The organism is Acinetobacter sp. WU_MDCI_Abxc222, assembly GCF_025514755.1.
Lineage (GTDB): Bacteria > Pseudomonadota > Gammaproteobacteria > Pseudomonadales > Moraxellaceae > Acinetobacter > Acinetobacter geminorum.
On sequence record NZ_JAHPVG010000001.1, the window covers coordinates 719,701 to 743,733 of the forward strand.

Below are 24,033 nucleotides of genomic sequence, written 5' to 3' on the forward strand. Positions count from 1 at the left end.
CGATTATATGTGTCAATGTGGTGTTAGGCAGTTTTTTAGGGTTATTTTCTATTTTAATTGGCGAATTATATAGGGTGATACACCGATAAAATGAATAATTAAATCCATTTTATCGGCTTGCTAGAAGAGGTTTTTTAAAACCTTTTTTTATTTTTTAATATAGTTTGGGTAATCTTTTAAAACCTTACCACATAGATGGCCTTTTGCATCTTCTCTTTTGCGCTCTTCAAATTGTTTCATACCAAACTTCATGACTTCTCTACCGTATTTATCGCCTAGCTCATGTTTAGTACATTTTGCTGCAGCATCCTTTAACTCTTCTGAATAATAGTGAGAATTACAATCAAGTTGAGCACGGCTTAAAAAGCCATGTAGTTCAACTGCTTTCTCACATTGTGTCTGCTCTAGAAGATTCTTAGTTTCTTGACTAGCATAAATTGATGTTCCTACTAATAAAGTGAGAACTGTTACTAAAAAAATATGCATTATTTCCCCGACAAAGTTATTAAAAGTATTAGTGATAATATTGCGGGCATATTAAATAATAATTATTCATAAGTGTCTATTAATAAAAAGAAAATTAAATAAAACCACTTCTCTTTTGAATACTTAATCACCTTAATAAAATTGGGTGATTAATTTTTATCAAGTAAATCATATTAGATTTGTTTTATAGTCATCTTTAATATAATCCAAGCTATTCGAGAAAAGAGTTCTAGTGATATTTAATTCATTTCTAATCTACTAAAACTCTTACTCATTCTGCTAATTTAAAACCCTAGTTTCTTAAAGACAAAATAACCCACATGACTTTCAAAGCTACCATCATTTTGAATTTTGAAATATTTCTTAACGAGGTCAGATGAACCTTCCTGCAAATAACGTAAAGTTTTGATTTGATCTTCAGGCGTTTTCATACGCTTCACCCAACTATCAAAGTCTAATGAAAGTGTTTGTTTGTCTAAACCCACCAAATCAAAGCCCGCATCTTCGATAAAATAGACCCACTCTTTCACACTATAGTTTCTTACATGACTCGGGTCTCGAATCGTTTCGATCGTCTGTAAAAACGTATCCAATATAGGCGAACTAGAACTAATAATATCTACAAAAATAACAATGCCATCAGGCTTAAGAACACGATTTACTTCCTTCATTGCAGTCGGAACATGCTGCCAGTGATGCGCAGAATATCGGCTAATGACCACATCAAACTGATGGTCGCTAAAAGGCATATCTTCAGCAATGCCCTGCTGCACAAAGATGTTTTTTAATTTACGTTGGCTAGCAGTTTTAGACACGGTGTCTAACATTTCATGAGATAAATCGTATGCAAAGACTAGATCAGCATGAGGAGCAACATTATAAGAGACATGACCACCACCACAGCCTAAATCAAGGACTACAGCATTTTCAACTTTCTGAATTTCATTAACAAATTTATTAAATTCAATACCTTCAGAGTGAGCTTGGCTGTTTAAATAGTCGAGAGATTTATTTTGATATTGTTTTTGATTTATATCATGCTGGGTGATCATAACCTTGCTCCTTCTATGTAATGCAACCACATTAAAGGAAAATTTAGATAAAAAATAATGATTAGTTTTTCTTCAATTGATAAATAAAAGTTATTATTTAGTTTATTTTTATATGCCATGCCAATTAATAAAATAGATTTAAAGATTAATAAGAAATCCGCAAAGAGCACTGTTTAGTCACCCTTACTGAAACAGTGCTCTTTGCTCCATCCCAACCTCTATCCAGAAAGGTTCGATGCATAGAAATAGTGTATGTACCTTTGACTCAAAATGTTTCCTGTATTTTTTAAAATTTTTAAACATTCTCAGCATAAAAATGAAGTATATTGATTTTTATCAGAAGATTCTTCTTTGGTTTATATTTTGAACAGAACAGAATACACACTAGATCGTATAGATCGGAAAATTTTATCTGCATTGCGTGGAAATGGCCGTTTAACCGTTGCTCAACTGGCCGAAGAAGTAGGTCTTTCATCTTCTCCATGCTGGACTCGACTGAAACGTCTGGAAACTTTAAAAATTATTGAAGGATATACGGTAAACGTAAACCCAAAAGCGATTGGCATTCATGAAGTCTTTTTTATTGAAATTACTTTAGAGCGCCACGATGATGAAATGCTAGAAAATTTCAGTGAAGCATTAGCAGATATACCTGAAGTTGTAGAAGCTCACCTCGTCACAGGTGACTACGATTATCTGGTTAAAGTAGCAGTCAAAGATGCTGACCATTACGAACGATTTTTAAGAAAAAAACTTTATTCAATTAAGGGGATTCGACACACACGTTCGACCTTTGCCTTACGCCCTCTCAAATCTGCTAATACTGCCGATTTAATGTTAATTGAATAAAAAGGTTAAACGCGTACAGTTAAATACTTAATTTATTGATTTTAAAATATTTACCAAGGGAAAACCTAAAAAATATAACAGATCATAGCTCTGTTATATTTTTTTTGAAAAATTCTGTATCTATGATTACAGCCTTCAATTCTTCAAAATGTAATTAATCTGAATTGGAGGCATCGCCATGAACATTTTGAAGAAAAAAAATAAGGCCAGTTTTGTATTCTTTATTATTACTCTCTACTCTTTTATTGGGTTTGGCTTAGGTTTCGTGATTTGGGAATACTTTTTAAAGGCCTAGTTTGCTCAAGAAGCGCTAACTCACCTCAGTAATAATTTCTGAAGTGATTTCTTTACTACGATGATATGCGGCCTTCATAGCTAAACGTATATCATCAGATACATTTCCTAACTCAAACATTCTGAGTGCTGATTCGGTAATCCCGTTAGCCAACGTCACCTTGCCACACAGATCTGCTGGCGGGACATTACTTTTACGGATCATTTCAACTGCCCCACTAGCCGCTTGGAGTGCTAAATCTAGAGCAAATTGTTTATCAAGTCCTAAAGAAACCCCTGTCTTTATCATGCTATCTAAAATATAGAAAAAATAAGCCGGTCCAGACCCAGATAAAGCAATAATTGCGTCTGTCTGAGTTTCCGACGGCGCCCAAAAAGTCTGCCCCGTTGCAGAATAGAGCATTTCGATTAAGTCTTTATCAAGCTGGTCCATTTGCTCTGACGCAATAAGCACATGCGTACCTGTATGCGTAAGTACAGGAGGATTTGAAATTACACGAACAATTTTTTTCGAACCAGTAAAACGATTCAAGTTAGTAATATCAATCCCTGCCATCATAGAAACAATTATTTTATTTGCTAACGCTTTTTTGAGGGGAATAAGTGTCTCTTTTAACTGTTTAGGATCTAATAACAACACCACAATTTCAGCTTTTTTTAAACCATTTTCTTTTTGATTTAAAATATTTAAATCATTAATTTTTTTCTCTTCAATCAAATGTATCTTTTCTTTTTGAAATCCTTTTAAAACTAATCCTCCTATTAACGCCAAAGCTAAATTACTACTTCCAATGAAACAAATACTAGGTTGTACTGCACTTAACATTTAAAATGTTTTCCTTTCTTAAGAGAGGCTTATAAAAAGAAATATTATCTATAATTTAATTATGAATATTGAATTAATGATGACCGTCTGAATAAAGAACCCACTTTAATAATATAAATTATTAAAATGGGTTTTGTTTTATTTGCGCAATAAATAAAACAACTTTAGCTTAAGCCTAATGTATTACTATTGTTAGTAAATACCACAAAAAAAATGTTAAGCTGTGTAACGTATACAATAGTATTGTAAAAAAATTCTATTAAGCTTATATAAAGAATATCTATCACTTAATAAGAAAATCTTTAAACAAAATTAAGGCACAGAAGTGTTCTAGTTCAAACAACTAAAGAGTTTCTTTCTTATTCGCTAAAATTCTCTCAGCTTTTCTGATTGCCTGTTGCAGATCAATCTCATCACAGACCCAGAAAGTAAAAATTTTTCCAAATAAGTGAAAATGTTGTTTTACATACTTCGAACTGTTATCAGAGTAATGCTCTTCTATCTTAAAAAAATCATTGTGATTTTCTATTTTTTGACCGTCAAAAATACCGCCAATACAAATATCCATTTTAGCACCATACACCTAATTACTTATATTTTAAAAAAATTTAGAAGTACTTTTAAGAGCGTATTTTTATTCTGCTTTTTATTTTAAAGATAAGTTTAATTAAAACTTATAAAAAACCCACAACATATAGTGGGTTTTCTTAAACTCTATCAAAGCACTTTAGCTTTAAACATATTCTATTTAAATAATATGTTTAAAACAACTATAGATGCCCTATCAAGTTATGAATTCTGAAGAATCACAATATTTGAAGCTTGTGGGCCTTTTTTACCCTGTACTACAGTAAACTCAACACGTTGACCTTCCAAGAGAACTTTAAAACCTTGTGTTTGAATATCGGTAAAATGAGCAAAAATATCTTTACCTTCATCAGCTGCAATAAAACCAAAACCTTTAGTTTCATTGAACCATTTTACTGTACCAGTAGTAGTAGACATATATTTATCCTAAATCTTAAAATATTATAACTTATTATTGGGGAAACCAATTTAACTAAAAAATAGACGTGAAAACTTAAATATCTGAATGAACCGAAGACTTATAAATAAAACTGCGAAATAGAAATTTATGATGACAAGAATATTTTGTTAGTTATGCTCGACTATACACGCTTCAAAATCATTTGCAATCGATATTCAAAATAATTAAAGCGAGAAAAATTCTATGCTGTCTACATTTCGTCTTTCATATTGATTTAATTAAAGATCTTTCAATTAAAAATCAGATATTTTATATTTTAATTGAAAGAAATACATTTAATTATTTACACATTAATAGAATTTCTGTTCACCAGCAGGACGTGTCTTAAAGCGTCGGTGAAACCACATGTATTGTGTTGGGGCAATACGAATTTGGTTCTCAATAATTTTGTTTACCCTTTCAGCATCACTGACTTCACAGCCACTTGGGAAGTTGTCCAATTTTGGCTCTACTAAAACATGATATTGCGGATTACGAATGTTACCGCTTCGATAAAAATATAAAGGAACTGCCGCTGCTTTTGAAATATCCATTAGTCTGCGATGGGCTGTAACTGTAGCGGCCTGAATACCGAAAAATGATGCCATTACACCTTGCTTAAGGCCAAAATCCTGATCTGGGCTATACCATATCGCATGGCCATGCTTAAGATTTTGTATGAGCCCGCGCATATTGTCTCGAGCAATCTGATTTTTATACACTCGAGCCCGACTACGATGAATCAAAAAATCTAAAAATGGATTATTTTGTGGTCGGTAAACCACATCCATATTGAAAAATAAAGTACACGCCGCCCCACCTGCATCTAAAAGCGTACTATGGGTACCTAATAAAAGTACACCATTTTCCTGATTATTGGTTAAGTTCTCTAATCCATCTATGTGAACACGGCTTTTAAACCAGTTTGGGCAATACCAAGCATTTAGAGCTTCAAATACACCCGTTAAAGTATCAACAAAAACCTGTTTAGCTTTTGCCTCAATTTGCAAAGGTGTTTTTTCTGGAAAACATGCTTGTAAATTACGTAGTGTCGTTTTTCTTCGAGAACTTAAAGATTTCCACGCTATTTTTGATAGAAAATCAGCAAGGCGCCATTGAATAGCCCAAGGTAACATCGCAAATAACATTAGAATAAAAGCTAAAAACCATATACCCCAATATTTAAACGCTAAAAAGGAAAATTGAAACTCGCCAGATTTAAACTGCCGTTCATTTTTCGTCATACTATAGATTTCTTGAGGTATAGACTTAGCATACTAACACGCTCAATTTTTAACGTTGTGTGTTTATGTTGCTTTCACTTTTATAGTTTTATATGCCCTATTTATTTATACAAATCTATATTTTAAATATTTAATCTATTTAAAGCTTAAATATACATAACCTTCTGTATACAACGATTATTTTCTCATTTAAAGTAACCGCACAATCTTGCCTCAATTGATAAATAGGATATATCAGCGTGAGCGGTCTTTTAGTATTTATAACTATAGCATTTCTTACCCTATTAAGCCCAGGACCGGGAGTTTTATTTACTGTCACAAATTCAATTAACTATGGTGTTAAAACTGCTTTGTTTGGAATAAGTGGTTTAATTATTGGTATGTTTGTGATTGCTATAATTTCTGCCAGCGGTGTAGGACTTATTATTACCAGTAACCCTACTATTTTTACGGTTTTAAAGTTTATTGGTGCATTTTATTTAATGTATCTCGGATATAAAAACTTCACTAAAAAACTTGCAACCCAAGAGTTAATGACCGATCAACAAAACGATAAAGCTGTAAGTAAATCTAAATTGTTTTATCAGGGCCTATTTGCATCTTTGCTTAATCCTAAAACAATCGTATTTTTTATCGCACTCTTCCCTCAATTTATTGATATCAAGAAAGAGATTTTAAATCAATTTTTAATTCTTTCTTTAACCTTTTGTTTTATTGGTTTTTTAATTCATTTAGTTTACGCAAACTTCTCTTCAATTTTTAAAGAGAAAATGTTAGCTGGAAATAATTTCTCGATGCTCAATAAAATTAGTGGTGCTATTTTCTTTCTACTTGCCATTTTACTTATCGCACAATAAAGCATTGCTCGATCTATTATTTGTTAAAAAGCCTTAACTCATGGTTAGGCTTTTAACTCATTAGATCTTTAAACATGCTTTCTTCTAATACATTTTTAGAGTGTTACTCTGTTTAATATCCAACCGTAAAAGAAATCTTCATAGTTAGGATTGTTCTCGGTAATTTCAATATAATGCTGCCCTTGCATAATATTTAAAATACGCACGAATACTTTTTCTCCCTCTTTATTACGTCTTTTTAAGTACGTAGCTAGTGCTTGCAAAGTAAGAGGTCCGTACTGACCATCTACCACAAGATTTGGCCAACCTTCCTTCCCCTGCTTATTCAGCAGATTTAAAGCACGTTGTAATAAAGGCTTTGTAAAATTGACGCCACAATTTATAGCTGTATCCAGTAACTCTTCTGCAATAGCTGGGCTAATCGCATTAATCTGGTCAAACTGGGGTTCAAACCAGTATTTTTGCTTATAAATAGATTTGGCGACACTTAAGGGCAAGTCTTGCATGTTGCCTTGATATCCGTTCGATCGAGCGACTGCTTCTGTAATGCCAAATTTAGTCGTATGGCCATGATCTGATGGATGGTTAACATATCCGCCTTCTCGGCTGATAACTGTTTCTAAGTATTGGTCAATATTCATTTTATTCTACCTATATGTTTAAAACTGTCTTTAGCTATTTTGAAGATCATCTTTTGCTTTTTTTAGGTCTTTGATGACCTCTACAATCGTTTTACCTTCTTGTTTATTGATGAAGTTAAATATCCATCTCACAATAGCCCAGCCCGGTAAACCACAGATAAAGAAGAATCCAGATAGGGTGATCATTCCCCAAATATCGGATACCCATTCATGCAGGTTCCATTTCATAATAATGAATGAGCCGCCTGTAAGGCTTGAAACTACTGTACAGATGAGAGCAACAATCCATTCTTGTGGTGAACGAGGGAAACGCATCATTAATACAACTGCGACAACTAAGCTGACTGCTAGAGCCACCATAATTGCAATACTATAAAAATTTAAAAATGTGGCTAACCCACTGCTAGAAACTGTTTCCATGACTTTGTCCTGCGCTAAAGGGTAAAACTTAAAAACTCATCACGTTGACCAGCTTGCGGTTTTCAATGTTTATTAATACCCTTCGTTTTCTTTATTACAGTCAATAAAAAAACACTAACGCTTTAAAGCTGCGCTAAATTGCAAGACGAACTTATTCTTGACCCCATTTATTTCAGGGGTCCGAGAAAAAATGTTTGTATGCTAAAGTCTGTTAGTGTGCACCGTTTAAGGCTTGTTCAATCAACTCAATCACTGTGATTGCACCAATCGCTTTTTGCATAGAGACTTGATCATCGAATTCGAATGCTTCATCTTCAAGCTCATTTACAATCTGCTTGGCCTCCTCAAGTGCCCTTTTTACTTTTTGTACCTTATATTTGTTCACGTCTTTGGCAATTGTTGGGATATACCCTCCACGTTTTGCATTTTTAAGTTGTTTAGCTCTGTTCTGCATTGCTGTAGTCATTCACTATCTCCAACTCAACTTACTCGTTAATAAGGCATCTTTATCGTTTGTTATTCTTGAGGTTTTGATACATTCTTTGAGCAATATAGCTAAGCTATGGCTTCAAATATGTGTTCGAAACGTTTCAACGAGTACAACAAGCTTAAAGAACCAAACAAATCACTTTTAAGACATTAATTTATAAACAAATATTTCCTTTTTCTAAAATGTAAAAAAGTATTAATTTTTTTGGAATTAAACTTTTTACACGCCTTAATTTTTTGACCAAAAAGTTCATATAAAGCTTTGCCGTATATCGGAAACTTTTGTTAGGCCTCACAATCTTTGTTAAATTCTTCATGTTCTTGATACCCTTTATCGACGAACATTAAGCCTGATCCACGGAATCGGGCTTTTTTTTATTCCAATTTTTGTTTTGATAGCCTGTTTGCAAATAATAATTGAGCTATCTCCCTTTTATTCTGCTACCTATAGAAACAAAATAAATTTAGCTTCCATCTCAAAGTTTTGATAAAGCGATAAATAGTGACTTAGACACCACTTAAATTTCTCTATTCATCTTGAGATATAACTGATATTATAACTATAGTTATTATTAGTCAATAACTATAGTTGTTTTACTAGATATAACTTAAGTTATATATTTGTTATAAGTTTACTGGTGTAACCATTATGGCTCTTAAAGACCGTTTAAAAGACTCTAGAATTAAAGCCAAAAAAACTCAGGCTGAAGTGGCAGAAGCTGTAAAGATGTCGCAACCCGCCTATCAGGCTTTAGAGTCAGGGAAAAATTTAAAATCTGCATTTCTTCCTTTAATTGCCCAATTTTTAGGAGTAGATGGTTATTGGTTAACGACGGGGAATACTGAAGATTCTTTTAGAGAAAGTGACGTATTTAGTCCGACTGTAGTGAGTGCAGAATCTACCGATCAGTATGTTTGGATTGAAGTTGTAGAAGCTAACTTTTCTTGCGGGACAGGTGAATCTATTGAATTTCACTTTGATGCTATTAATGGAAAAATTCCATTCCCTGCTTCATTCTTTAAAGAAAAACGCGTTGCTCAAGAATGCATGCGTATTATTAAAGCTAAAGGCGATAGCATGACCGACTACATTAAAGACGGAGATTTGGTGGGTATTGATATCTCTCAAACAGAAGTCATTGATGGCGAGATTTATGCGGTTTACTTTGCTGGCGAAGGGATGATTAAACAGATTTTTAAAGAGGCAGATGGCTCTTTAATTTTGCATAGCTTAAATGAAAAATTTAGAGACCGACGTGTAACAGAAGAGAACGGTAAAAACTTTAAGGTTATGGGTCGCCAGTTTTGGCGGGCAGGTTAATTGATTTATTAAATATAATTAAAATAATAAGTCAATTTTTTTAATCACTTCAGTCTTTTTATAACTTTAATTATTTATATAACCTGTAGACATAAAAAAACCTATCTCCTTTAAAAGAGATAGGTTTTCTCGCTTTATTACCATGGTTTTATCAACAATATGTATTTAAACGATAAAGTTGATTAAACCCGGCATAGAAGCTTTTACCATCTTGGTTTAACTCAATTTCTTCACCAGACTGAAGTTGAATTTTTTTACCAACTTCGACCCAACGATATCCATCGAGAGAGTTTTGTTTACGCACATGAGGAACAATCCTCACATTAATTTCGTTGCCATTTACGGCTGTGGCAATGTGCCACTCATTTACTATATTCACAATCATTCACTCATCACTGAGCTCATGTGATTTTACGGTATGTAATTAGAACGCTAGATTTAGGGTATGGACAGTTCGTCTAGAATTTAATATTTAGCTTTATATAGGGTTATTTATAAGCTAATTGCTTTTCATAATTTTCGTATTATGAAAAGTGGTACATCACAGAGCATAATATTTTGGATGCGGGAGTCGGATTTGAACCAACGACCTTCGGGTTATGAGCCCGACGAGCTACCAGACTGCTCCACCCCGCAATTGGAAGTAAGCTTTATACGCTCATATATTTTATAAAGCAAACTTTATTTTTTAATCGTTTGTAATTATTAACAATTCTCTTTTTATTATTTTTTCATTTTAACCATTCAGTCTAAATTCACATATCAGTTTCAATTTTTAATTCTTTAAATTGTTGTATTTATTTTAAATAGAACCCGATATTCATAGACAACAATTGCCTTGGTTGGATGGCTTTTATACTATCTAGATTGGTCCTTTAATTTTTAGTTCGTATGTCTGAACCTCAGTTTTCCCTTAGTGAATATCTCGGCACAGTTCAGGAAGTCATACGTGTGGCTTTTGATGAGCCAGTTTGGGTAAAAGCAGAAATTCGAAATTTAAATATTAAGGGCGGTCATTACTATTTAGAACTCGCAGAAAAAGATGCAGAGACTGATAAAGTTATTGCCAGCTGTAAAGCCACGATCTGGAAATTTTCAGCGAGTAAAATTGTTTTAAAGTTCGAACGTGAAACTGGGATTGAGATTTCAAGTGATTTAAATGTACTCATCAAAATTAGAGCACGTTTTGATCCTCAATATGGATTTTCGGTCAATATTGAAGAGATTGACTCAAGCTTTACATTGGGTGAAATTGCTAAACGTTATCAGCAAATTATTGAACGACTTACTCAAGAAGGTTTAATCCATAAAAATAAACTTCTTCCCACTCCTTTTGATATTCAAAATGTTTTAGTGATTGCCCCTCAAAATGCTGCGGGACTCGGTGACTTTAAAAAAGATGCAGATGCTCTTGAGCGAAATAGGGTTTGCCATTTTGTGTATCACACCGCTACTTTTCAAGGAAACACGGCTGCAACCAGTTTGATTGAATCCTTAGGTTCAGGTTTAAGACAATGGGCCAGCACGTTTAACTTTCCACCTGATTTAATTGTGATTATTCGCGGTGGCGGATCGGTGAATGATTTAGCTTATTTAAATGATTATGAACTTGCCGCCCTACTTTGCAAACGTAGTGTACCCATTTGGGTAGGCATAGGGCATGAAAAAGATCGTACAATTCTTGATGAAATTGCTCATCGCTCATTTGATACACCAAGTAAAGTGATTGCTGGTATTCGAAACCACATTGTTGAACGCGTACAAGAAGCTGTAGATAGTCTACAAACGATTAAGCTACTTTCTCAGCATCAAATCACGACCTATCAAAGTAAGAATGATCAACTGCTTCATCACATAAAATCTTCGGCACAGAGTCAACTTAGCTCGGCCCATCGTTTGCTTGACCAGATGAAAGAACGTATTCAGTTTAGCTCACAGCAACAAGTTAAATTTTCATTAGCCCAAATCGAATCGTTGATGAAAGAAATCCTTTTGCAAAACCCGAAACAGGTTCAAGCCAAGGGCTATGCAATTGTTAGATCAGAAGGTAAAGCGATTCGCTCTATACATCAAATTTCAAGCCCCGCCATTGCTATTGAGATGCAAGATGGTGTGGTTGAAGCCAACATTACACAGGTAATTCCAAATGAAGAATGAAGAGTTAACGTTTAAAGATGGTCATGACATTTTGAAGAAAAATGCCGAATTATTAGAATCTCAAGAAAGCCCAGATATTGATAATTTAATGAAGATTGTTGAAGAATCTATTACTGCTTATAAAGCATGTAAGTCACGTATTGAAGCCGTTCAACAAGCTCTAGATGAGACATTCAAAGAATAAAAAAAGCCCACTCCTACTTCTCATTGAAGGAATGGGCTTAGTGAAATCCACTTAATCCTGAAATGCAAAAATGTGGATTAGGTCACATTTTTACACAAGCATAGTCCCATAACCATTTTAGATGTTCAATATTTTAATTGTGTCTATACGTTAGTTTGGCTTAATTTTCACCACCTCTTAAATAAAACGAGTTCTATTAAGACCCTACCAAACACAAACTCTACTCATGGTTATTGTTAAATTTAATTTAAGAGTTATTCCTCACTGAATGGACCAATTAACTGATAAATTTTGCCGTCTTTAGGGTTTTCATAGAGCAAATCCATATTGGGTAAAATAATATCGTCATTAATTTCAATATGTTCAACGCTTTTATGAAGCTCAAGTGCATGGTCATTCATGGGTCTAACTTTTGCCAAAGCAATTGATTCTTTATCAAACTGGTCCTTGATAATTACTTTTAATCTTTTCATAAAAATCTCCTGAAAAATAAATTTTTTAATATAAATAATGGGTTAAGTTTAAAATGAGCTAATCGCAGAATAGCCGATTGGCATCGCAAAAAAAGTTAAAATAAATGCAGCCGTACGTTGTAAATTACGTTGGTTTAACCAAGTTACTTTGTTTGAAATTAATACGGTTCCAAAAGCAATCCATAAAAATGCAATGGGTGTAATTAATGATAAAAAAATAGCAATATGCACAAAATAAACGTGAAGCACTTCCCATGCTGCATGTGGAAAAATAGCAGAAGCAAAGAGTAAAGCTTTAGGATTTAAAAGTGTTGCAACAAATAAAGCCTTAGGTGTAATCAGTGGGGTGTCTAATTTGATGTCATTTGTTGATGTTATCCAAAGTTTAAATGCAAGGTAGAGAATAAAAGTTGCACTTATTAACTTTAATAAGGCAGGAAGCCAAGGAATAAAATGTGAAACTGACTCAAGCAAAACACCCCATGAAGTAATAGCAATGAGATAACCCATCACTTCAGCAGGGATAAGTTTAAGAGACTGCTTCACCCCTGCTTGTATTCCAGCCGAGGCTAACAATGTATTTGTTGGGCCTGGAGTCAACAAAATGGTGACCACAAGTCCAATAAACATAAATGACACCATAGGCAATGAACTCTTTAGTTATGCTAGGCGAAATATGTCAAAAAGGAATATCTATTGTCGACATATTGGTTGTAACAAGAAATATTGAATTTTATTTTTTTAATTTTAAAACAATTAATTAACTCCACATGACTACAAATTCACTTACTATTTCAATAATTTTAAATATGCAAAATCGATCACACAAATATAGAATAAGTACAATTTTTTTCTGCTTGCTAAACAATTAAATCAAGCTTTTTTTCACAGAAAAATAAGCCGTTATTTTTAATATTTAGTTCTTATTCAGCTTATTTAATAAACGCTTTTTTCTGACTTGAAATTTAAAAATTGATCAATATATAAACAACTAGAAGTCGTGATTTTACTGAATATGATGTCCCATTCCCCATCAATTCTTTGATTGTCGCTTTCATCAAATAAATCAGATGATGGAGGATGTATGATGAATGCTTATGTTCGCCCTCATCCAGATGGTTTTAAATCTTTTTTAGGCAAGAATCAGAAAACTGGACTCTACATTGTACGAGTTGGTTGGACGGTTTATGAAATGAATGGCAATGGTTCTGTGCTATACATTGTCAAAAATGAAGATACGATTCCGTTGGATGTAGAAAAGTTTAAAACTGATCGTCCCAAAATTTATGCTGCTCTTCTAAGTGAAGTTCAGTTTCAACGCAAGAAACAACTCGCGATTGATCTCCAGCAATCAAACATCCCTTCTTATGACCGTAAAGCCTACAAAAAACGGCGTGGCTTTATTAACTCTTAAGTGAAGGTATTTACTTTAAACTCATATAGAAAAAGCACCCTTAGGTGCTTTTTCTTTTAACGACCTGTTGTAATTAATACAAGCATACTCAGTATTAAAGTACTTAATGATCGTTTGCAATGTATGTGGACTTCATGCTCAGCTCCGTGAGCATATTGATTAACGTTTTCCATTTCGTGTGCCCTTAAAGTTCACACTGATAATCTGCCCAATTTTCACACAATAAGAAATTAGCCAAAAGTATTATATGCAATTAAATTTAACACAATCCTTAAATTTAAATCCCCTCTTAACATGAACAATTATGAGCGTTTTAACTAAAAACTGGATGTAACATTCTACTACGAGGTTAATTATGTATTAGCGATTTGTAGACCTTTCATCTCAAACAGCCATGCCTTAAAAATGATCTTCTAAAATAGGAAATATAACGATATTCCATTTTTTAATAATAGTCTTCGACAGGAGAACTTTTATGGAAATTCAACGAGAAACCAACTCTTCTTTATTTTGTAATGCCTCTACCTCAATTCAAGCATGTATTGAATGTATGATTGCTTGTAAAATTTGTGCAGCTGCATGTTTACAAGAAGAACATGTTCATATGATGCGTGAATGTATTAAGCATTGCATGACATGTGTAGAAACCTGCCAACTTTGTACGTCTTTAGAACTAAGAAACTCTGAACTAGCAGAATCAGCCATGCAACTTTGCGCAAATGCATGTCAACTTTGTGCAGCGGAATGCAGCAAACATGAGCATGAACATTGTCAGATCTGTGCGAAAGCATGTTTAGCCTGTGCTCAAGCTTGTCTTGCCTATCGTGCTTAAATAATCTTCCAGATGTAAAGCCTACGCGTCTTTAGATCGTAGGCTGATTAAAATATTCTAAATAACAACAAATTATATATTTATTATTTAAGGAATACTTTTTTATAGGCATAAAAAAAACCCGCATCTTGGGGAAAATGCAGGCTCTTAGATCTCCCACAACGACCATGAGTTCATTATTAAACTTGAACTTTAAACCGTTAACTAAATGTACCGTTAATTAAAATAAAAATCAATACAGAATAGTCTGTATATTTCAATTTTTTTATGATTTTTACATTACTTTTTCATAAATAGTTTAAAAATATAAGATATTTTTAAATGAGAAATAGCTTTTTAAAAGACATTAAAAAAGCCCGTTTCACGGGCTTTTCTGCAACGGTGAGCAAGTTAAGATTTGTGTCTATCCATCTCTTAGTTTGCTCTTTGCTAGCTATATGTAAGGTCTTATCGTATCTTTTGCCCTGTCCCAAGTTTCCCTGTGGATCGAGGAGATATTACGATTACCTTAGGTACAGTTATAGCACATTATTTATTCATGACTAGTCTTGTTCACGTTTTTTTACAAATGAATAAAATACGATCTAACCTTAATATTTAAGGGTTTTCTATCCCATTTGGATATTGGCGAGCGTTATCACAAATTGGATACCACTTCACTTGTGAATTGACAAAAGCATGAGAGATGACTGGCGTCGATATTTCTTCATTAATAAGTCCTACCCTTAGGCGTACCACTTCTGGCTTATCTAGACGTTCACTCCAGATCGGTGAACCACAAGTTTTACAGAACACTCTCTTTTTATTAGGCGATGCAAAATAAGCCTGTAAAAGATTTTCACCCTGCACAATGTTTAAATCACTTTTTTGTACTTGAGTGATGGCAGCAAAAGCAGCCCCTTGTGCTTTTTGGCATTGCTTACAATGACAAACCATGATGGGTTCTAATTCGACATTAATGCACAGTTGAACGCCATTACAAAGACAAGAAGCAGTATAAGCCATGATTTTTCCTTTTTATTTTAATGAAACTTAGCTTACACCCACACCTTTTTCAATGTGATCTAAGATGGCACAAGAAGCCTGTTGGTCGCCACAGCAATCATCAGCAGAAGCCTGCAAAATATTGACCATTTCTTGGAGATGGGCAATTTTTTGTTTTAATTCGGCAATGTGTTTTACAGTTAAGGCTTTCACCTCTGCACTATGCCGATCGGTATTTTTCCAAAGCGAAATGAGTTCTTTCATCTGTTCGGATGAAAAACCTAACTCTCGAGCATGCTTTAAAAAGTTTAAAGTTTTCAGGTCTGTTTCTGAATAAATGCGATAGCCAGAAGCAGAACGCTGAGCTGCTTCAAGTAAACCGATTTCTTCATAGTAGCGAATCATTTTCGCCGAAATGCCCGAATGTTTGGATGCCTGACCGATATTCATCTCACACCTCAAATACTAAATTTGGTTTAAGACCTGCTGTCATGATCTTAAACCAAAAGTTGATTTTCAGCACGCTTACTCTACTGGCGCATGAAAGCGTTTTAAGCGTAATGCATTGCCTAAAACAAAGACTGAAGAAAGTGCCATCGCGCCTGCTGCAAACATAGGTGAAAGCAACACACCAAATGCTGGATATAGCGCACCTGCTGCAATTGGAATCAGAGCAACATTATATACAAATGCCCAGAATAGGTTTTGACGTATGTTTCGCATGGTGGCTTTACTTAATGCAATTGCATTCGGCACGCCTTTTAAACTACCAGACATCAGCACTACATCGGCAGCTTCAATGGCAACATCTGTGCCTGTACCAATGGCTAAACCGACATCTGCTTGCGCCAAGGCTGGTGCATCGTTAATGCCATCACCTACAAAGGCCAAACGACCATATTGTTTTTGCAGTTGGCGAACTGTGTCCACTTTGCCTTCAGGTAAAACCTCTGCCACAACTTCATCAATGTTCAGCTTTTTGGCAATTGCTTGCGCCGTATGACGATTGTCTCCTGTAATCATGGCAACCTTGAGACCTAATTGATGCAAGGCTTCAATCGCAGCATAGGTTGTTTCTTTAATTGGGTCTGCCACGGCAATAATTGCGGCTAGTTTCTGATCAATAGCGACGTATAGCGGTGTTTTGCCTTCTTCACCCAATTGAGCAGCAATCGCTTGGAATGAGTTGGTGTCTAAACCAAGTTGATGCATATAACGATCTGCGCCAATTTGTACTTTTTGACCTAAAACTTCCGCTTCAATACCTGAGCCTGTAATCGAATTAAATGCTGTTACTGGTAATAAGTTTAGGCCTTCACTTTCTGCTGCTTGAACAATCGCGAGGGCAATTGGGTGTTCAGACTTGGCTTCGACTGAAGCAACTAAAGTTAGCACTTGTTCACGTTCAAAACCTGATTGCACATTAAAGTCTGTCAGTGTCGGTTTACCCTCGGTCAGTGTGCCCGTTTTATCAACGGCAACGACCTTCGCTTCTTGTAAAAGCTGCAAAGCTTCACCTTTACGGAACAAGACACCTAACTCAGCACCACGTCCAGTACCGACCATAATAGAAGTTGGCGTTGCAAGCCCCATCGCACAAGGACAAGCAATAATTAGTACCGCAACAGCATTCACTAAACCAAAAGTCAGCGCAGGCTCTGGCCCAAAAATAAACCAAACCAAGAAAGTAATTGCAGCAATTAACATCACTACAGGTACAAACCACATGGTGACTTTATCGACTAAACCCTGAATCGGAAGTTTAGAACCTTGAGCTTGTTCAACCATGCGAATAATTTGTGAAAGTACAGATGAGCTACCCACTGCGGTTGCCCGAATGTTTAGAGTACCGTTCTGGTTGACTGTACCACCGACCACCTGATGCCCTACTATTTTTTCAACAGGAACAGGTTCACCCGTAATCATAGATTCATCAATGTAGCTATGCCCTTCAATCACTTCACCATCGACAGGTACACGTTCACCCGGACGAATTTCTACAATAGTTCCACTAACCACGTCGGCAACAGCAACTTCCACCACTTGACCGTCACGCTGAATACGAGCAGTTTTTGGTTGCATTCCCACTAAATGTTGAATCGCTTGTGAAGTACGCCCTTTAGCTTTAGCTTCAAAATATCGCCCAAGCAAAATTAAACTGACAATAACAGCAGCCGCTTCAAAGTAAACATTGACCGTGCCTTGGGGTAATACGTGTGGCATAAAGGTGGCCACAACTGAAAAGCTATAGGCTGCTAAGGTTCCAACAGCAACCAGCGAGTTCATATCTGGCGCTAAACGCCATAAAGCTGGGATCCCTTTTTGATAAAAACGGCGGCCAGGAAAAATGAGTACTAAGGTTGTTAAAACAAACTGTAAAAGCCAGCTATTGTATTGACCAATGGTGTGCATGACCCACATGTGAAAAGCTGGAATGAGATGTGAACCCATTTCCAAAATAAACACAGGTAAGGCCAACACAATCGAAATGATCAAATCTTTTTTAAGCTGATCTAACTCTGAAGCTTTTTTGTCGAGCTGCTCATCTTGATTTTTTTCAGATGCTTTCGCGTCGTAACCTGCTTTTTTAACAGCGCGAATTAAGTCTTCAACATTAACTGATGCATCTGCTTGTACCCAAGCCTGCTCTGTTGCTAAGTTGACAGTCGCTTCTTGAACACCGTCTACTTTTTTAAGGGCTTTTTCTACACGTGCAACACAAGATGCACAAGTCATGCCCTCAATAGATAACTCCACTGGCGCAGCTTTTGGCACATCATAACCTGCTCGTTCTACTGCTTTAACCAGTGCTTCGCGCTGAATCGGTTGATTTGAATAAACAACCGCTTTTTCTGTTGCCAAATTAACGTTGGCAATCTCTACATTTTCAACTTTCTTAAGTGCTTTTTCGACACGCCCTACACAGGAGGCACAAGTCATGCCCTCAATTGAGAGTGTCTCACTATATGCTGGCAATTTTGTGGTTTTTGAGTCCATCAAACACCTCTGCAAATCTGCAAAATTTAATATTCTGTATTGAGCATACAGATTCCCATCATGGGAAGGTCAAGCATATTTTTTTAAAAAATTGGTCTTGACCTTACAATCATGACAAGGTTTAGACTCAGTGTTATCCAAACAAACATCTCATTCTTGATGGAGTATGAACATGAAACTACTTATTGAAAATATGACTTGTGGTGGCTGCGCCCGTGGAGTGACTGCGACGATTCAAGATATCGACCCAAATGCAAAAGTAGATGTAGATTTAGCAACCAAAATCGTGACTGTTGAAAGCAGTGAAAGCGTCGATAAAATTACCGAAGCACTTGAAGAAGATGGTTTCCCAGCGAAAGTGCAATAAGATATAAAACTGCATAGCTTCAACTTTTGAGGCTATGCACTTCCATTATTTAAAAATCGACACCATTTGAATCATCTATCGGGTTCTGATCGAGTGTAAAGACAGTCCGTTGATAAGGTATCCCTTCTAAGTCATAAACCTGATAAATACAATCAAACAGTGACTGTAAATCTTCACTTCGGTCCATTGCCCGTGCAGTAATAAAAATTGGACTGACCGCGCCGTTATCTAAAATTGGAATATAGTTTAGGTGTGGAAATCGAATGGTATCGGCACTTGCTGGAATAATGCAAATCCCTTCTCCCGCTGCCACTAAGCCCAAAGCCAACTGAATCTCTCGTATTTCATGCATATTTTTTGGAACCAAACTATGTTCGGCAAAAATATTTAAAAGCTGGGTCGAAAAATTGGGTTTCGGTGAAGTGGGATACATAAACATCTTTTCATCAATGAGATCGGCCAGATATACCCCTTCCGTGCGCTGTGCAATTGGATGGCTGGTATGTGCTGCCACTACCAAACGCTCTTTACGTAAAAGAATTCGTCTCACAGCAGGATCACTAATTCTTAGGCGTCCAAATCCAACATCAATGCGCCCTTCTTTTAATGCCTGTAGTTGCTCAGTCGTACTTAACTCCATCAATTGAATATTCAAATGCGGTTGCTGTTGGCGAAATAAATAAATGATTCGAGGCAGCAAACCATAGAGTAAAGACCCAACAAAACCAATGGTCATACTTCTTTCGATGAGACCAATACGCTTGGTCATACTTTTTATTTCTTCAGCATTCGACAAAAGTTTAACGGCGTGCTGATAAAAGAAATGCCCTGCTTGTGTGGTTTGTAAAGGGCGGCTTCCACGCTCAAACAGTTGAATGCCAAGCTCGCTTTCCAGATTTTGAATCTGTCTACTCAAAGGTGGTTGAGCAATAAATAGTTTTTCAGCTGCCTTTGTAAAGCTCTGTTCTTCAACAACAGCCACAAAATACCGTAAATGTCTTAGTTCCATAAGGTTTCCATACCTTTAAGATATAAAAAAATGCAAATTCAGTCTTAGACACAGTTTAACCATTCTTTTAAGGTATATACAAGCAACAAACCGATGAAGTGATGAATTGCTTTGTGAACAAGCCTTTTTGCCAATCTTCCAGTTATTCATCTTCATCAATTCACGGTTAAACACTCAGCGCACTCATGCGCTTCATTGAAAATATTAGGATATCAAGACCTTGTAGATCGTAGCTAAGGCCTTGGTGACTTCCACACTTTTGGAAAGTCGGAGAACGGACATGCCACGTATTCCTGTAATCAATACTAGCCATCTTGACCGTATTGATGAATTACTTGTCGATAACATCGATACAGGCGAATTTAAACTTCATCGCTCAGTGTTTACTGACGAAGCTCTTTTTGACCTCGAAATGAAATATATCTTCGAAGGCAATTGGGTTTACTTAGCGCACGAAAGCCAAATTCCAAACAATAATGACTACTACACCACTCATATTGGTCGTCAGCCAGTCATTATTGCACGTAACCGTAACGGCGCACTCAATGCCATGATCAATGCGTGTTCACACCGCGGAGCACAACTTTGCCGTTACAAACGTGGTAATAAAGCAACGTATACTTGCCCTTTCCACGGCTGGACTTTTAACAACTCAGGTAAATTGCTTAAGGTTAAAGATCCAAGTGAAGCAGGCTATTCTGACTGTTTTAACCAAGACGGCTCACACGACCTTAAAAAAGTAGCTCGTTTTGAGAGCTACAAAGGCTTCTTATTTGGTAGTTTAAATCCCGATGTTCCTTCACTTGAAGAGTTCTTGGGCGAAACCACCAAAATCATCGACATGATTGTTGACCAGTCTGAACATGGTTTAGAAGTTTTACGTGGTTCATCTACTTATACCTACGAAGGCAACTGGAAACTCACTGCTGAAAATGGTGCCGATGGTTATCACGTTTCTGCTGTTCACTGGAACTATGCGGCAACAACTCAACACCGTAAAGAAACTCAAGCTGCCGATAACATTCGTGCGATGAGTGCAGGTTCTTGGGGTAAACAAGGCGGTGGCTCGTATGGCTTTGAAAATGGCCACATGTTGCTTTGGACACAATGGGCAAACCCAGAAGACCGTCCAAACTTCCCGAAAGCAGACGAATACACCGAAAAATACGGCGAAGCCATGTCGAAATGGATGATTGAGCGTTCACGTAATCTTTGTCTCTATCCAAATGTTTATTTGATGGATCAGTTCGGTTCGCAAATTCGTGTACTTCGCCCACTTTCGGTTAATCGAACCGAAGTTACCATTTACTGTATCGCACCTAAAGGTGAAGCACCTGAAGCTCGCGCACGTCGTATCCGTCAATATGAAGATTTCTTTAATGCTTCAGGTATGGCAACACCAGACGATTTAGAAGAATTCCGTGCTTGTCAGGCAGGCTACGCAGGAATTGCACTTGAATGGAATGACATGTGCCGTGGTTCAAAACATTGGATTTATGGACCAGACGATGCAGCAAATGAAATTGGTTTAAAACCCATGTTAAGTGGGATCAAAACTGAAGATGAAGGGCTTTATCTTGCCCAACATCAATATTGGTTACAAACCATGAAACACGCGATTGCATCAGAGAAAGAAATTGCTGATCAGGGAGAAACAGCATGAGTGCTCAAGACAAAGCAACTTTAGAAAATATTGCTCAGTTTCTCTATCGTGAAGCTCGTTTTTTAGATGATGAACAATGGGATGACTGGCTTGAATGCTACGCACCGGAAGCTTCTTTCTGGATGCCAGCTTGGGACGACGACGATAGATTAACTGAAGATCCACAATCTGAAATTTCACTTATTTATTATCCAGATCGTCAAGGTTTAGAAGATCGTGTGTTCCGTATTAAAACCGAGCGCTCATCTGCAACCATGCCAGACACTCGCACAAGCCACAATATTGCCAACGTTGAAGTCGTTGAGCGCGACGGCGACAAAGTTACTGTTCGCTTTAACTGGAATACCTTGAGTTTCCGTTACAAGACAAATTACAGCTATTTCGGTATGTCACGTTATGTGATCGATTTTTCAGGTGATCAACCAAAAATCTTGAGCAAGTATGTCGTTTTGAAAAATGACTACATCAATCAAGTGATTGATATTTACCATCTTTAAGACATGCCCTCTCAGTTAAACGGACTGTTGGCTGAGGGTAAAAGTTTCAAATATTTTGTAGGATACATGCCATGTCAAACCACAATATCGCACTTCAATTTGAAGATGGTGTTACACGTTTCATTAACGTAGCTCAAGGCGAAACCCTATCTGACGCAGCCTATCGCCAAAAAATTAATATTCCTTTGGATTGCCGTGATGGTGCATGTGGAACTTGCCGCGCATTTTGCGAGTCCGGTAGTTATGACATGCCAGAAGAAACCTATATTGAAGATGCATTAACCCCTGAAGAAGCTGAACAAGGCTATATTCTTGCTTGCCAATGTCGCCCAACTTCCGATGCAGTATTCCAGATTCAAGCCTCATCAGATGTCTGCAAAACAGAAATTCATAGCTTCCAAGGTACATTAGCCCGCGTTGAAAACCTATCAGATTCAACCATCACATTTGATATTCAACTTGATGAAGGCCAACCGGATATTCATTTCCTTGCAGGCCAATACGTCAACGTTACAATTCCAGAAACTGGCGAAACCCGTTCATATTCATTTAGTTCAAAACCGGGCAATCGCTTAACAGGCTTTGTGGTCCGTAACGTACCGAATGGCAAAATGAGTGAATTCTTAAGCAAGAATGCCAAAGCCGGCGACAAAATGACTTTTACCGGTCCATTCGGTAGCTTCTACTTACGTAATGTAGCGCGTCCAGTACTAATGCTTGCAGGCGGTACTGGTATTGCCCCATTTATGTCGATGTTACAAGTGCTTGAAGAAAAAGGTTCAGAACAGCCTGTTCGATTGGTTTTTGGTGTCACCAATGATTTTGATTTGGTGGCTCTAGAAAAACTCAATGAATTGCAGGCGAAATTCCCATGGTTTGAATATCGAACTGTAGTTGCAAGCCCTGAGAGTAACCATGAACGCAAAGGCTATGTCACTGGTCATATTGAAAGTGAATGGTTAAACGGTGGCGATGTCGATGTTTATCTATGTGGTCCAGTTCCAATGGTAGAGGCTGTACGTGGCTGGTTAGACACTGAAAATATCAAACCTGCTAATTTCTTGTTTGAAAAATTCTCTGCAAACTAACTTAAGGTGGAGAAGTTATCTATGTCAAACCGTCAAAGATTTACTAATAAAGTCGTGATTGTTACGGGTAGTGCCCAAGGTATTGGTCGTGGCGTGGCCCTGCAAGTCGCGGCTGAAGGCGGACAAGTCGTCATGGCTGACCGCTCTGAATACGTTGAAGACGTTCTCAAAGAAATTCAGAGTACAGGTGGTGATGCTGTTACGATTAATGCTGATCTTGAAACCTATGCAGGCGCGCAAGCGGTTGTTGCAAAAGCCATTGAACACTATGGTCGGGTAGATATCCTGATTAATAATGTGGGTGGCGCGATCTGGATGAAACCTTTTGAAGAGTTTTCCGAAGAAGAGATCATTAAGGAAGTGAATCGCTCGTTGTTTCCAACGTTATGGTGTTGCCGTGCCGTGTTACCCGCCATGATTAAGCAACAATCTGGTGTTATTGTAAATGTCTCTTCAATTGCAACCCGTGGTATTAATCGTATTCCCTACTCGGCATCTAAAGGTGGGGTAAATGCTCTAACGGCATCGCTTGCTTTTGAACATGCCAAAGACGGAATTCGAGTCAATGCCGTTGCGACCGGTGGAACTGAAGCACCACCTCGCAAAATACCACGCAATGCCAACCCGTTAAGTCAAAATGAAAAAGACTGGATGCAGCAAGTGGTTGATCAAACAATAGATCGAACATTTATGGCCCGTTATGGCACAATTCAAGAACAAGTCAATGCAATTTTATTTCTTGCATCAGACGAAGCATCATATATGACTGGCTCGGTTATTTCAGTCGGAGGTGGAGATCAGGGTTAACCCTGATCTTTTTGCATGATTGGGTAAATAACATGATTTGCATGGAGGCAATCAC

29 protein-coding genes, 1 tRNA gene and 1 pseudogene are annotated in these 24,033 nt (G+C 36.7%); 13 read left to right on the top strand and 18 right to left on the bottom strand.

What is annotated here, in order from left to right:
* Positions 1-147: 147 nt before the first annotated feature.
* On the bottom strand, positions 148-486 hold the full coding sequence (locus KTJ10_RS03450) for a hypothetical protein (protein WP_262441358.1): 339 nt from the start codon (positions 484-486) through the stop codon (positions 148-150).
* Between the two features lie 284 nt (positions 487-770).
* Complete coding sequence (locus tag KTJ10_RS03455) at positions 771-1,538, bottom strand: class I SAM-dependent methyltransferase (protein ID WP_068563693.1); 768 nt, start codon at positions 1,536-1,538, stop codon at positions 771-773.
* Between the two features lie 363 nt (positions 1,539-1,901).
* Between KTJ10_RS03455 and KTJ10_RS03460 the strand changes: the two genes are divergently transcribed.
* Together KTJ10_RS03460 and KTJ10_RS03465 are read left to right on the top strand one after the other, a co-directional pair.
* Entirely contained in the window at positions 1,902-2,387 is a 486-nt protein-coding gene (locus KTJ10_RS03460) for an Lrp/AsnC family transcriptional regulator (RefSeq protein WP_031945309.1), read from the top strand.
* A 178-nt stretch (positions 2,388-2,565) separates the two neighbouring features.
* The gene (locus tag KTJ10_RS03465; RefSeq protein WP_002117441.1) at positions 2,566-2,682 is read left to right on the top strand and encodes a hypothetical protein; all 117 of its coding nucleotides are present in this window, start codon (positions 2,566-2,568) and stop codon (positions 2,680-2,682) included.
* Between the two features lie 15 nt (positions 2,683-2,697).
* Here the strand turns inward: KTJ10_RS03465 and KTJ10_RS03470 are convergent, their stop codons facing one another.
* The 4 genes from KTJ10_RS03470 to KTJ10_RS03485 all read right to left on the bottom strand — a co-directional run bounded on the left by KTJ10_RS03470 (position 2,698) and on the right by KTJ10_RS03485 (position 5,778).
* Positions 2,698-3,507 carry a pyrroline-5-carboxylate reductase family protein gene (locus KTJ10_RS03470; protein WP_262441359.1) on the bottom strand — a complete coding sequence of 270 codons (810 nt, stop codon included), beginning with the start codon at positions 3,505-3,507 and terminating at the stop codon, positions 2,698-2,700.
* Positions 3,508-3,850: 343 nt separating this feature from the next.
* Complete coding sequence (locus KTJ10_RS03475; RefSeq protein WP_032037905.1) at positions 3,851-4,075, bottom strand: hypothetical protein; 225 nt, start codon at positions 4,073-4,075, stop codon at positions 3,851-3,853.
* 221 nt (positions 4,076-4,296) lie between these two features.
* Positions 4,297-4,512 (bottom strand): cold-shock protein, encoded by a 216-nt coding sequence (locus KTJ10_RS03480; protein ID WP_032037901.1) that lies wholly within the window; start codon positions 4,510-4,512, stop codon positions 4,297-4,299.
* A 333-nt stretch (positions 4,513-4,845) separates the two neighbouring features.
* Entirely contained in the window at positions 4,846-5,778 is a 933-nt protein-coding gene (locus KTJ10_RS03485; protein WP_262441360.1) for a lauroyl acyltransferase, read from the bottom strand.
* A gap of 239 nt (positions 5,779-6,017) precedes the next feature.
* On the opposite strand from KTJ10_RS03485, the gene KTJ10_RS03490 reads away from it, so the two are divergent.
* On the top strand, positions 6,018-6,635 hold the full coding sequence (locus tag KTJ10_RS03490) for a LysE family translocator (RefSeq protein ID WP_262441361.1): 618 nt from the start codon (positions 6,018-6,020) through the stop codon (positions 6,633-6,635).
* Between the two features lie 95 nt (positions 6,636-6,730).
* Here the strand turns inward: KTJ10_RS03490 and KTJ10_RS03495 are convergent, their stop codons facing one another.
* The 3 genes from KTJ10_RS03495 to KTJ10_RS03505 form a co-directional block, all read right to left on the bottom strand.
* Positions 6,731-7,276 carry a glycoside hydrolase family 108 protein gene (locus KTJ10_RS03495; protein ID WP_262441362.1) on the bottom strand — a complete coding sequence of 182 codons (546 nt, stop codon included), beginning with the start codon at positions 7,274-7,276 and terminating at the stop codon, positions 6,731-6,733.
* 30 nt (positions 7,277-7,306) lie between these two features.
* The gene (locus tag KTJ10_RS03500) at positions 7,307-7,696 is read right to left on the bottom strand and encodes a hypothetical protein (protein ID WP_002119864.1); all 390 of its coding nucleotides are present in this window, start codon (positions 7,694-7,696) and stop codon (positions 7,307-7,309) included.
* A gap of 211 nt (positions 7,697-7,907) precedes the next feature.
* Positions 7,908-8,162 carry a hypothetical protein gene (locus KTJ10_RS03505; protein WP_262441363.1) on the bottom strand — a complete coding sequence of 85 codons (255 nt, stop codon included), beginning with the start codon at positions 8,160-8,162 and terminating at the stop codon, positions 7,908-7,910.
* Positions 8,163-8,834: 672 nt separating this feature from the next.
* Between KTJ10_RS03505 and KTJ10_RS03510 the strand changes: the two genes are divergently transcribed.
* Positions 8,835-9,506, top strand: coding sequence for an XRE family transcriptional regulator (locus tag KTJ10_RS03510; RefSeq protein WP_002119885.1), 672 nt, complete (start codon positions 8,835-8,837; stop codon positions 9,504-9,506).
* A 151-nt stretch (positions 9,507-9,657) separates the two neighbouring features.
* Here KTJ10_RS03510 and KTJ10_RS03515 read toward each other — a convergent pair whose 3' ends face one another.
* Together KTJ10_RS03515 and KTJ10_RS03520 are read right to left on the bottom strand one after the other, a co-directional pair.
* Positions 9,658-9,891 carry a hypothetical protein gene (locus tag KTJ10_RS03515; protein WP_002119938.1) on the bottom strand — a complete coding sequence of 78 codons (234 nt, stop codon included), beginning with the start codon at positions 9,889-9,891 and terminating at the stop codon, positions 9,658-9,660.
* Between the two features lie 174 nt (positions 9,892-10,065).
* Positions 10,066-10,142, bottom strand: a tRNA-Met gene (locus tag KTJ10_RS03520).
* A gap of 255 nt (positions 10,143-10,397) precedes the next feature.
* Between KTJ10_RS03520 and xseA the strand changes: the two genes are divergently transcribed.
* Complete coding sequence (gene xseA / locus KTJ10_RS03525; protein WP_108008439.1) at positions 10,398-11,663, top strand: exodeoxyribonuclease VII large subunit; 1,266 nt, start codon at positions 10,398-10,400, stop codon at positions 11,661-11,663.
* Entirely contained in the window at positions 11,653-11,847 is a 195-nt protein-coding gene (gene xseB / locus KTJ10_RS03530; RefSeq protein ID WP_002119890.1) for an exodeoxyribonuclease VII small subunit, read from the top strand. The genes xseA and xseB overlap by 11 nt, the downstream gene beginning before the upstream one ends.
* A gap of 254 nt (positions 11,848-12,101) precedes the next feature.
* Here xseB and KTJ10_RS03535 read toward each other — a convergent pair whose 3' ends face one another.
* Together KTJ10_RS03535 and KTJ10_RS03540 are read right to left on the bottom strand one after the other, a co-directional pair.
* Entirely contained in the window at positions 12,102-12,320 is a 219-nt protein-coding gene (locus KTJ10_RS03535; protein WP_004709788.1) for a hypothetical protein, read from the bottom strand.
* Between the two features lie 48 nt (positions 12,321-12,368).
* Complete coding sequence (locus tag KTJ10_RS03540) at positions 12,369-12,962, bottom strand: LysE family translocator (RefSeq protein ID WP_032006561.1); 594 nt, start codon at positions 12,960-12,962, stop codon at positions 12,369-12,371.
* 442 nt (positions 12,963-13,404) lie between these two features.
* On the opposite strand from KTJ10_RS03540, the gene KTJ10_RS03545 reads away from it, so the two are divergent.
* Positions 13,405-13,734 (top strand): hypothetical protein, encoded by a 330-nt coding sequence (locus KTJ10_RS03545; RefSeq protein WP_086266310.1) that lies wholly within the window; start codon positions 13,405-13,407, stop codon positions 13,732-13,734.
* A 475-nt stretch (positions 13,735-14,209) separates the two neighbouring features.
* A complete protein-coding gene (locus tag KTJ10_RS03550; protein ID WP_262441364.1) occupies positions 14,210-14,566 on the top strand; it encodes a four-helix bundle copper-binding protein in 357 nt (118 codons plus the stop codon).
* A 597-nt stretch (positions 14,567-15,163) separates the two neighbouring features.
* On the opposite strand, the gene KTJ10_RS03555 is transcribed toward KTJ10_RS03550, so the two are convergent.
* From KTJ10_RS03555 to KTJ10_RS03565, 3 genes are all read right to left on the bottom strand, one after another.
* Entirely contained in the window at positions 15,164-15,571 is a 408-nt protein-coding gene (locus KTJ10_RS03555) for a GFA family protein (RefSeq protein ID WP_046812967.1), read from the bottom strand.
* 27 nt (positions 15,572-15,598) lie between these two features.
* Positions 15,599-16,000: a Cu(I)-responsive transcriptional regulator gene (gene cueR, locus KTJ10_RS03560; protein WP_001020650.1), complete on the bottom strand. Its 402-nt coding sequence runs from the start codon at positions 15,998-16,000 to the stop codon at positions 15,599-15,601.
* 75 nt (positions 16,001-16,075) lie between these two features.
* Entirely contained in the window at positions 16,076-18,547 is a 2,472-nt protein-coding gene (locus KTJ10_RS03565; RefSeq protein ID WP_262441365.1) for a heavy metal translocating P-type ATPase, read from the bottom strand.
* A 166-nt stretch (positions 18,548-18,713) separates the two neighbouring features.
* On the opposite strand from KTJ10_RS03565, the gene KTJ10_RS03570 reads away from it, so the two are divergent.
* Entirely contained in the window at positions 18,714-18,914 is a 201-nt protein-coding gene (locus tag KTJ10_RS03570) for a heavy-metal-associated domain-containing protein (protein WP_077164555.1), read from the top strand.
* Positions 18,915-18,963: 49 nt separating this feature from the next.
* Here KTJ10_RS03570 and KTJ10_RS03575 read toward each other — a convergent pair whose 3' ends face one another.
* Both KTJ10_RS03575 and KTJ10_RS03580 read right to left on the bottom strand, forming a co-directional pair.
* Positions 18,964-19,923, bottom strand: coding sequence for a LysR family transcriptional regulator (locus KTJ10_RS03575; RefSeq protein ID WP_039757490.1), 960 nt, complete (start codon positions 19,921-19,923; stop codon positions 18,964-18,966).
* 44 nt (positions 19,924-19,967) lie between these two features.
* Positions 19,968-20,097, bottom strand: a pseudogene (locus KTJ10_RS03580) (hypothetical protein).
* 106 nt (positions 20,098-20,203) lie between these two features.
* On the opposite strand from KTJ10_RS03580, the gene benA reads away from it, so the two are divergent.
* The 4 genes from benA (at position 20,204) to KTJ10_RS03600 (ending at position 23,978) form a co-directional block, all read left to right on the top strand.
* The gene (gene benA / locus KTJ10_RS03585; RefSeq protein WP_262441366.1) at positions 20,204-21,586 is read left to right on the top strand and encodes a benzoate 1,2-dioxygenase large subunit; all 1,383 of its coding nucleotides are present in this window, start codon (positions 20,204-20,206) and stop codon (positions 21,584-21,586) included.
* Complete coding sequence (benB, locus tag KTJ10_RS03590; RefSeq protein WP_001275819.1) at positions 21,583-22,083, top strand: benzoate 1,2-dioxygenase small subunit; 501 nt, start codon at positions 21,583-21,585, stop codon at positions 22,081-22,083. The genes benA and benB overlap by 4 nt, the downstream gene beginning before the upstream one ends.
* Positions 22,084-22,154: 71 nt before the next feature.
* Complete coding sequence (benC, locus tag KTJ10_RS03595; protein ID WP_262441367.1) at positions 22,155-23,171, top strand: benzoate 1,2-dioxygenase electron transfer component BenC; 1,017 nt, start codon at positions 22,155-22,157, stop codon at positions 23,169-23,171.
* A 21-nt stretch (positions 23,172-23,192) separates the two neighbouring features.
* Positions 23,193-23,978, top strand: a complete 786-nt coding sequence (locus tag KTJ10_RS03600) for a 1,6-dihydroxycyclohexa-2,4-diene-1-carboxylate dehydrogenase (RefSeq protein WP_262441368.1) — start codon at positions 23,193-23,195, stop codon at positions 23,976-23,978.
* The last annotated feature ends 55 nt before the right edge of the window (positions 23,979-24,033 follow it).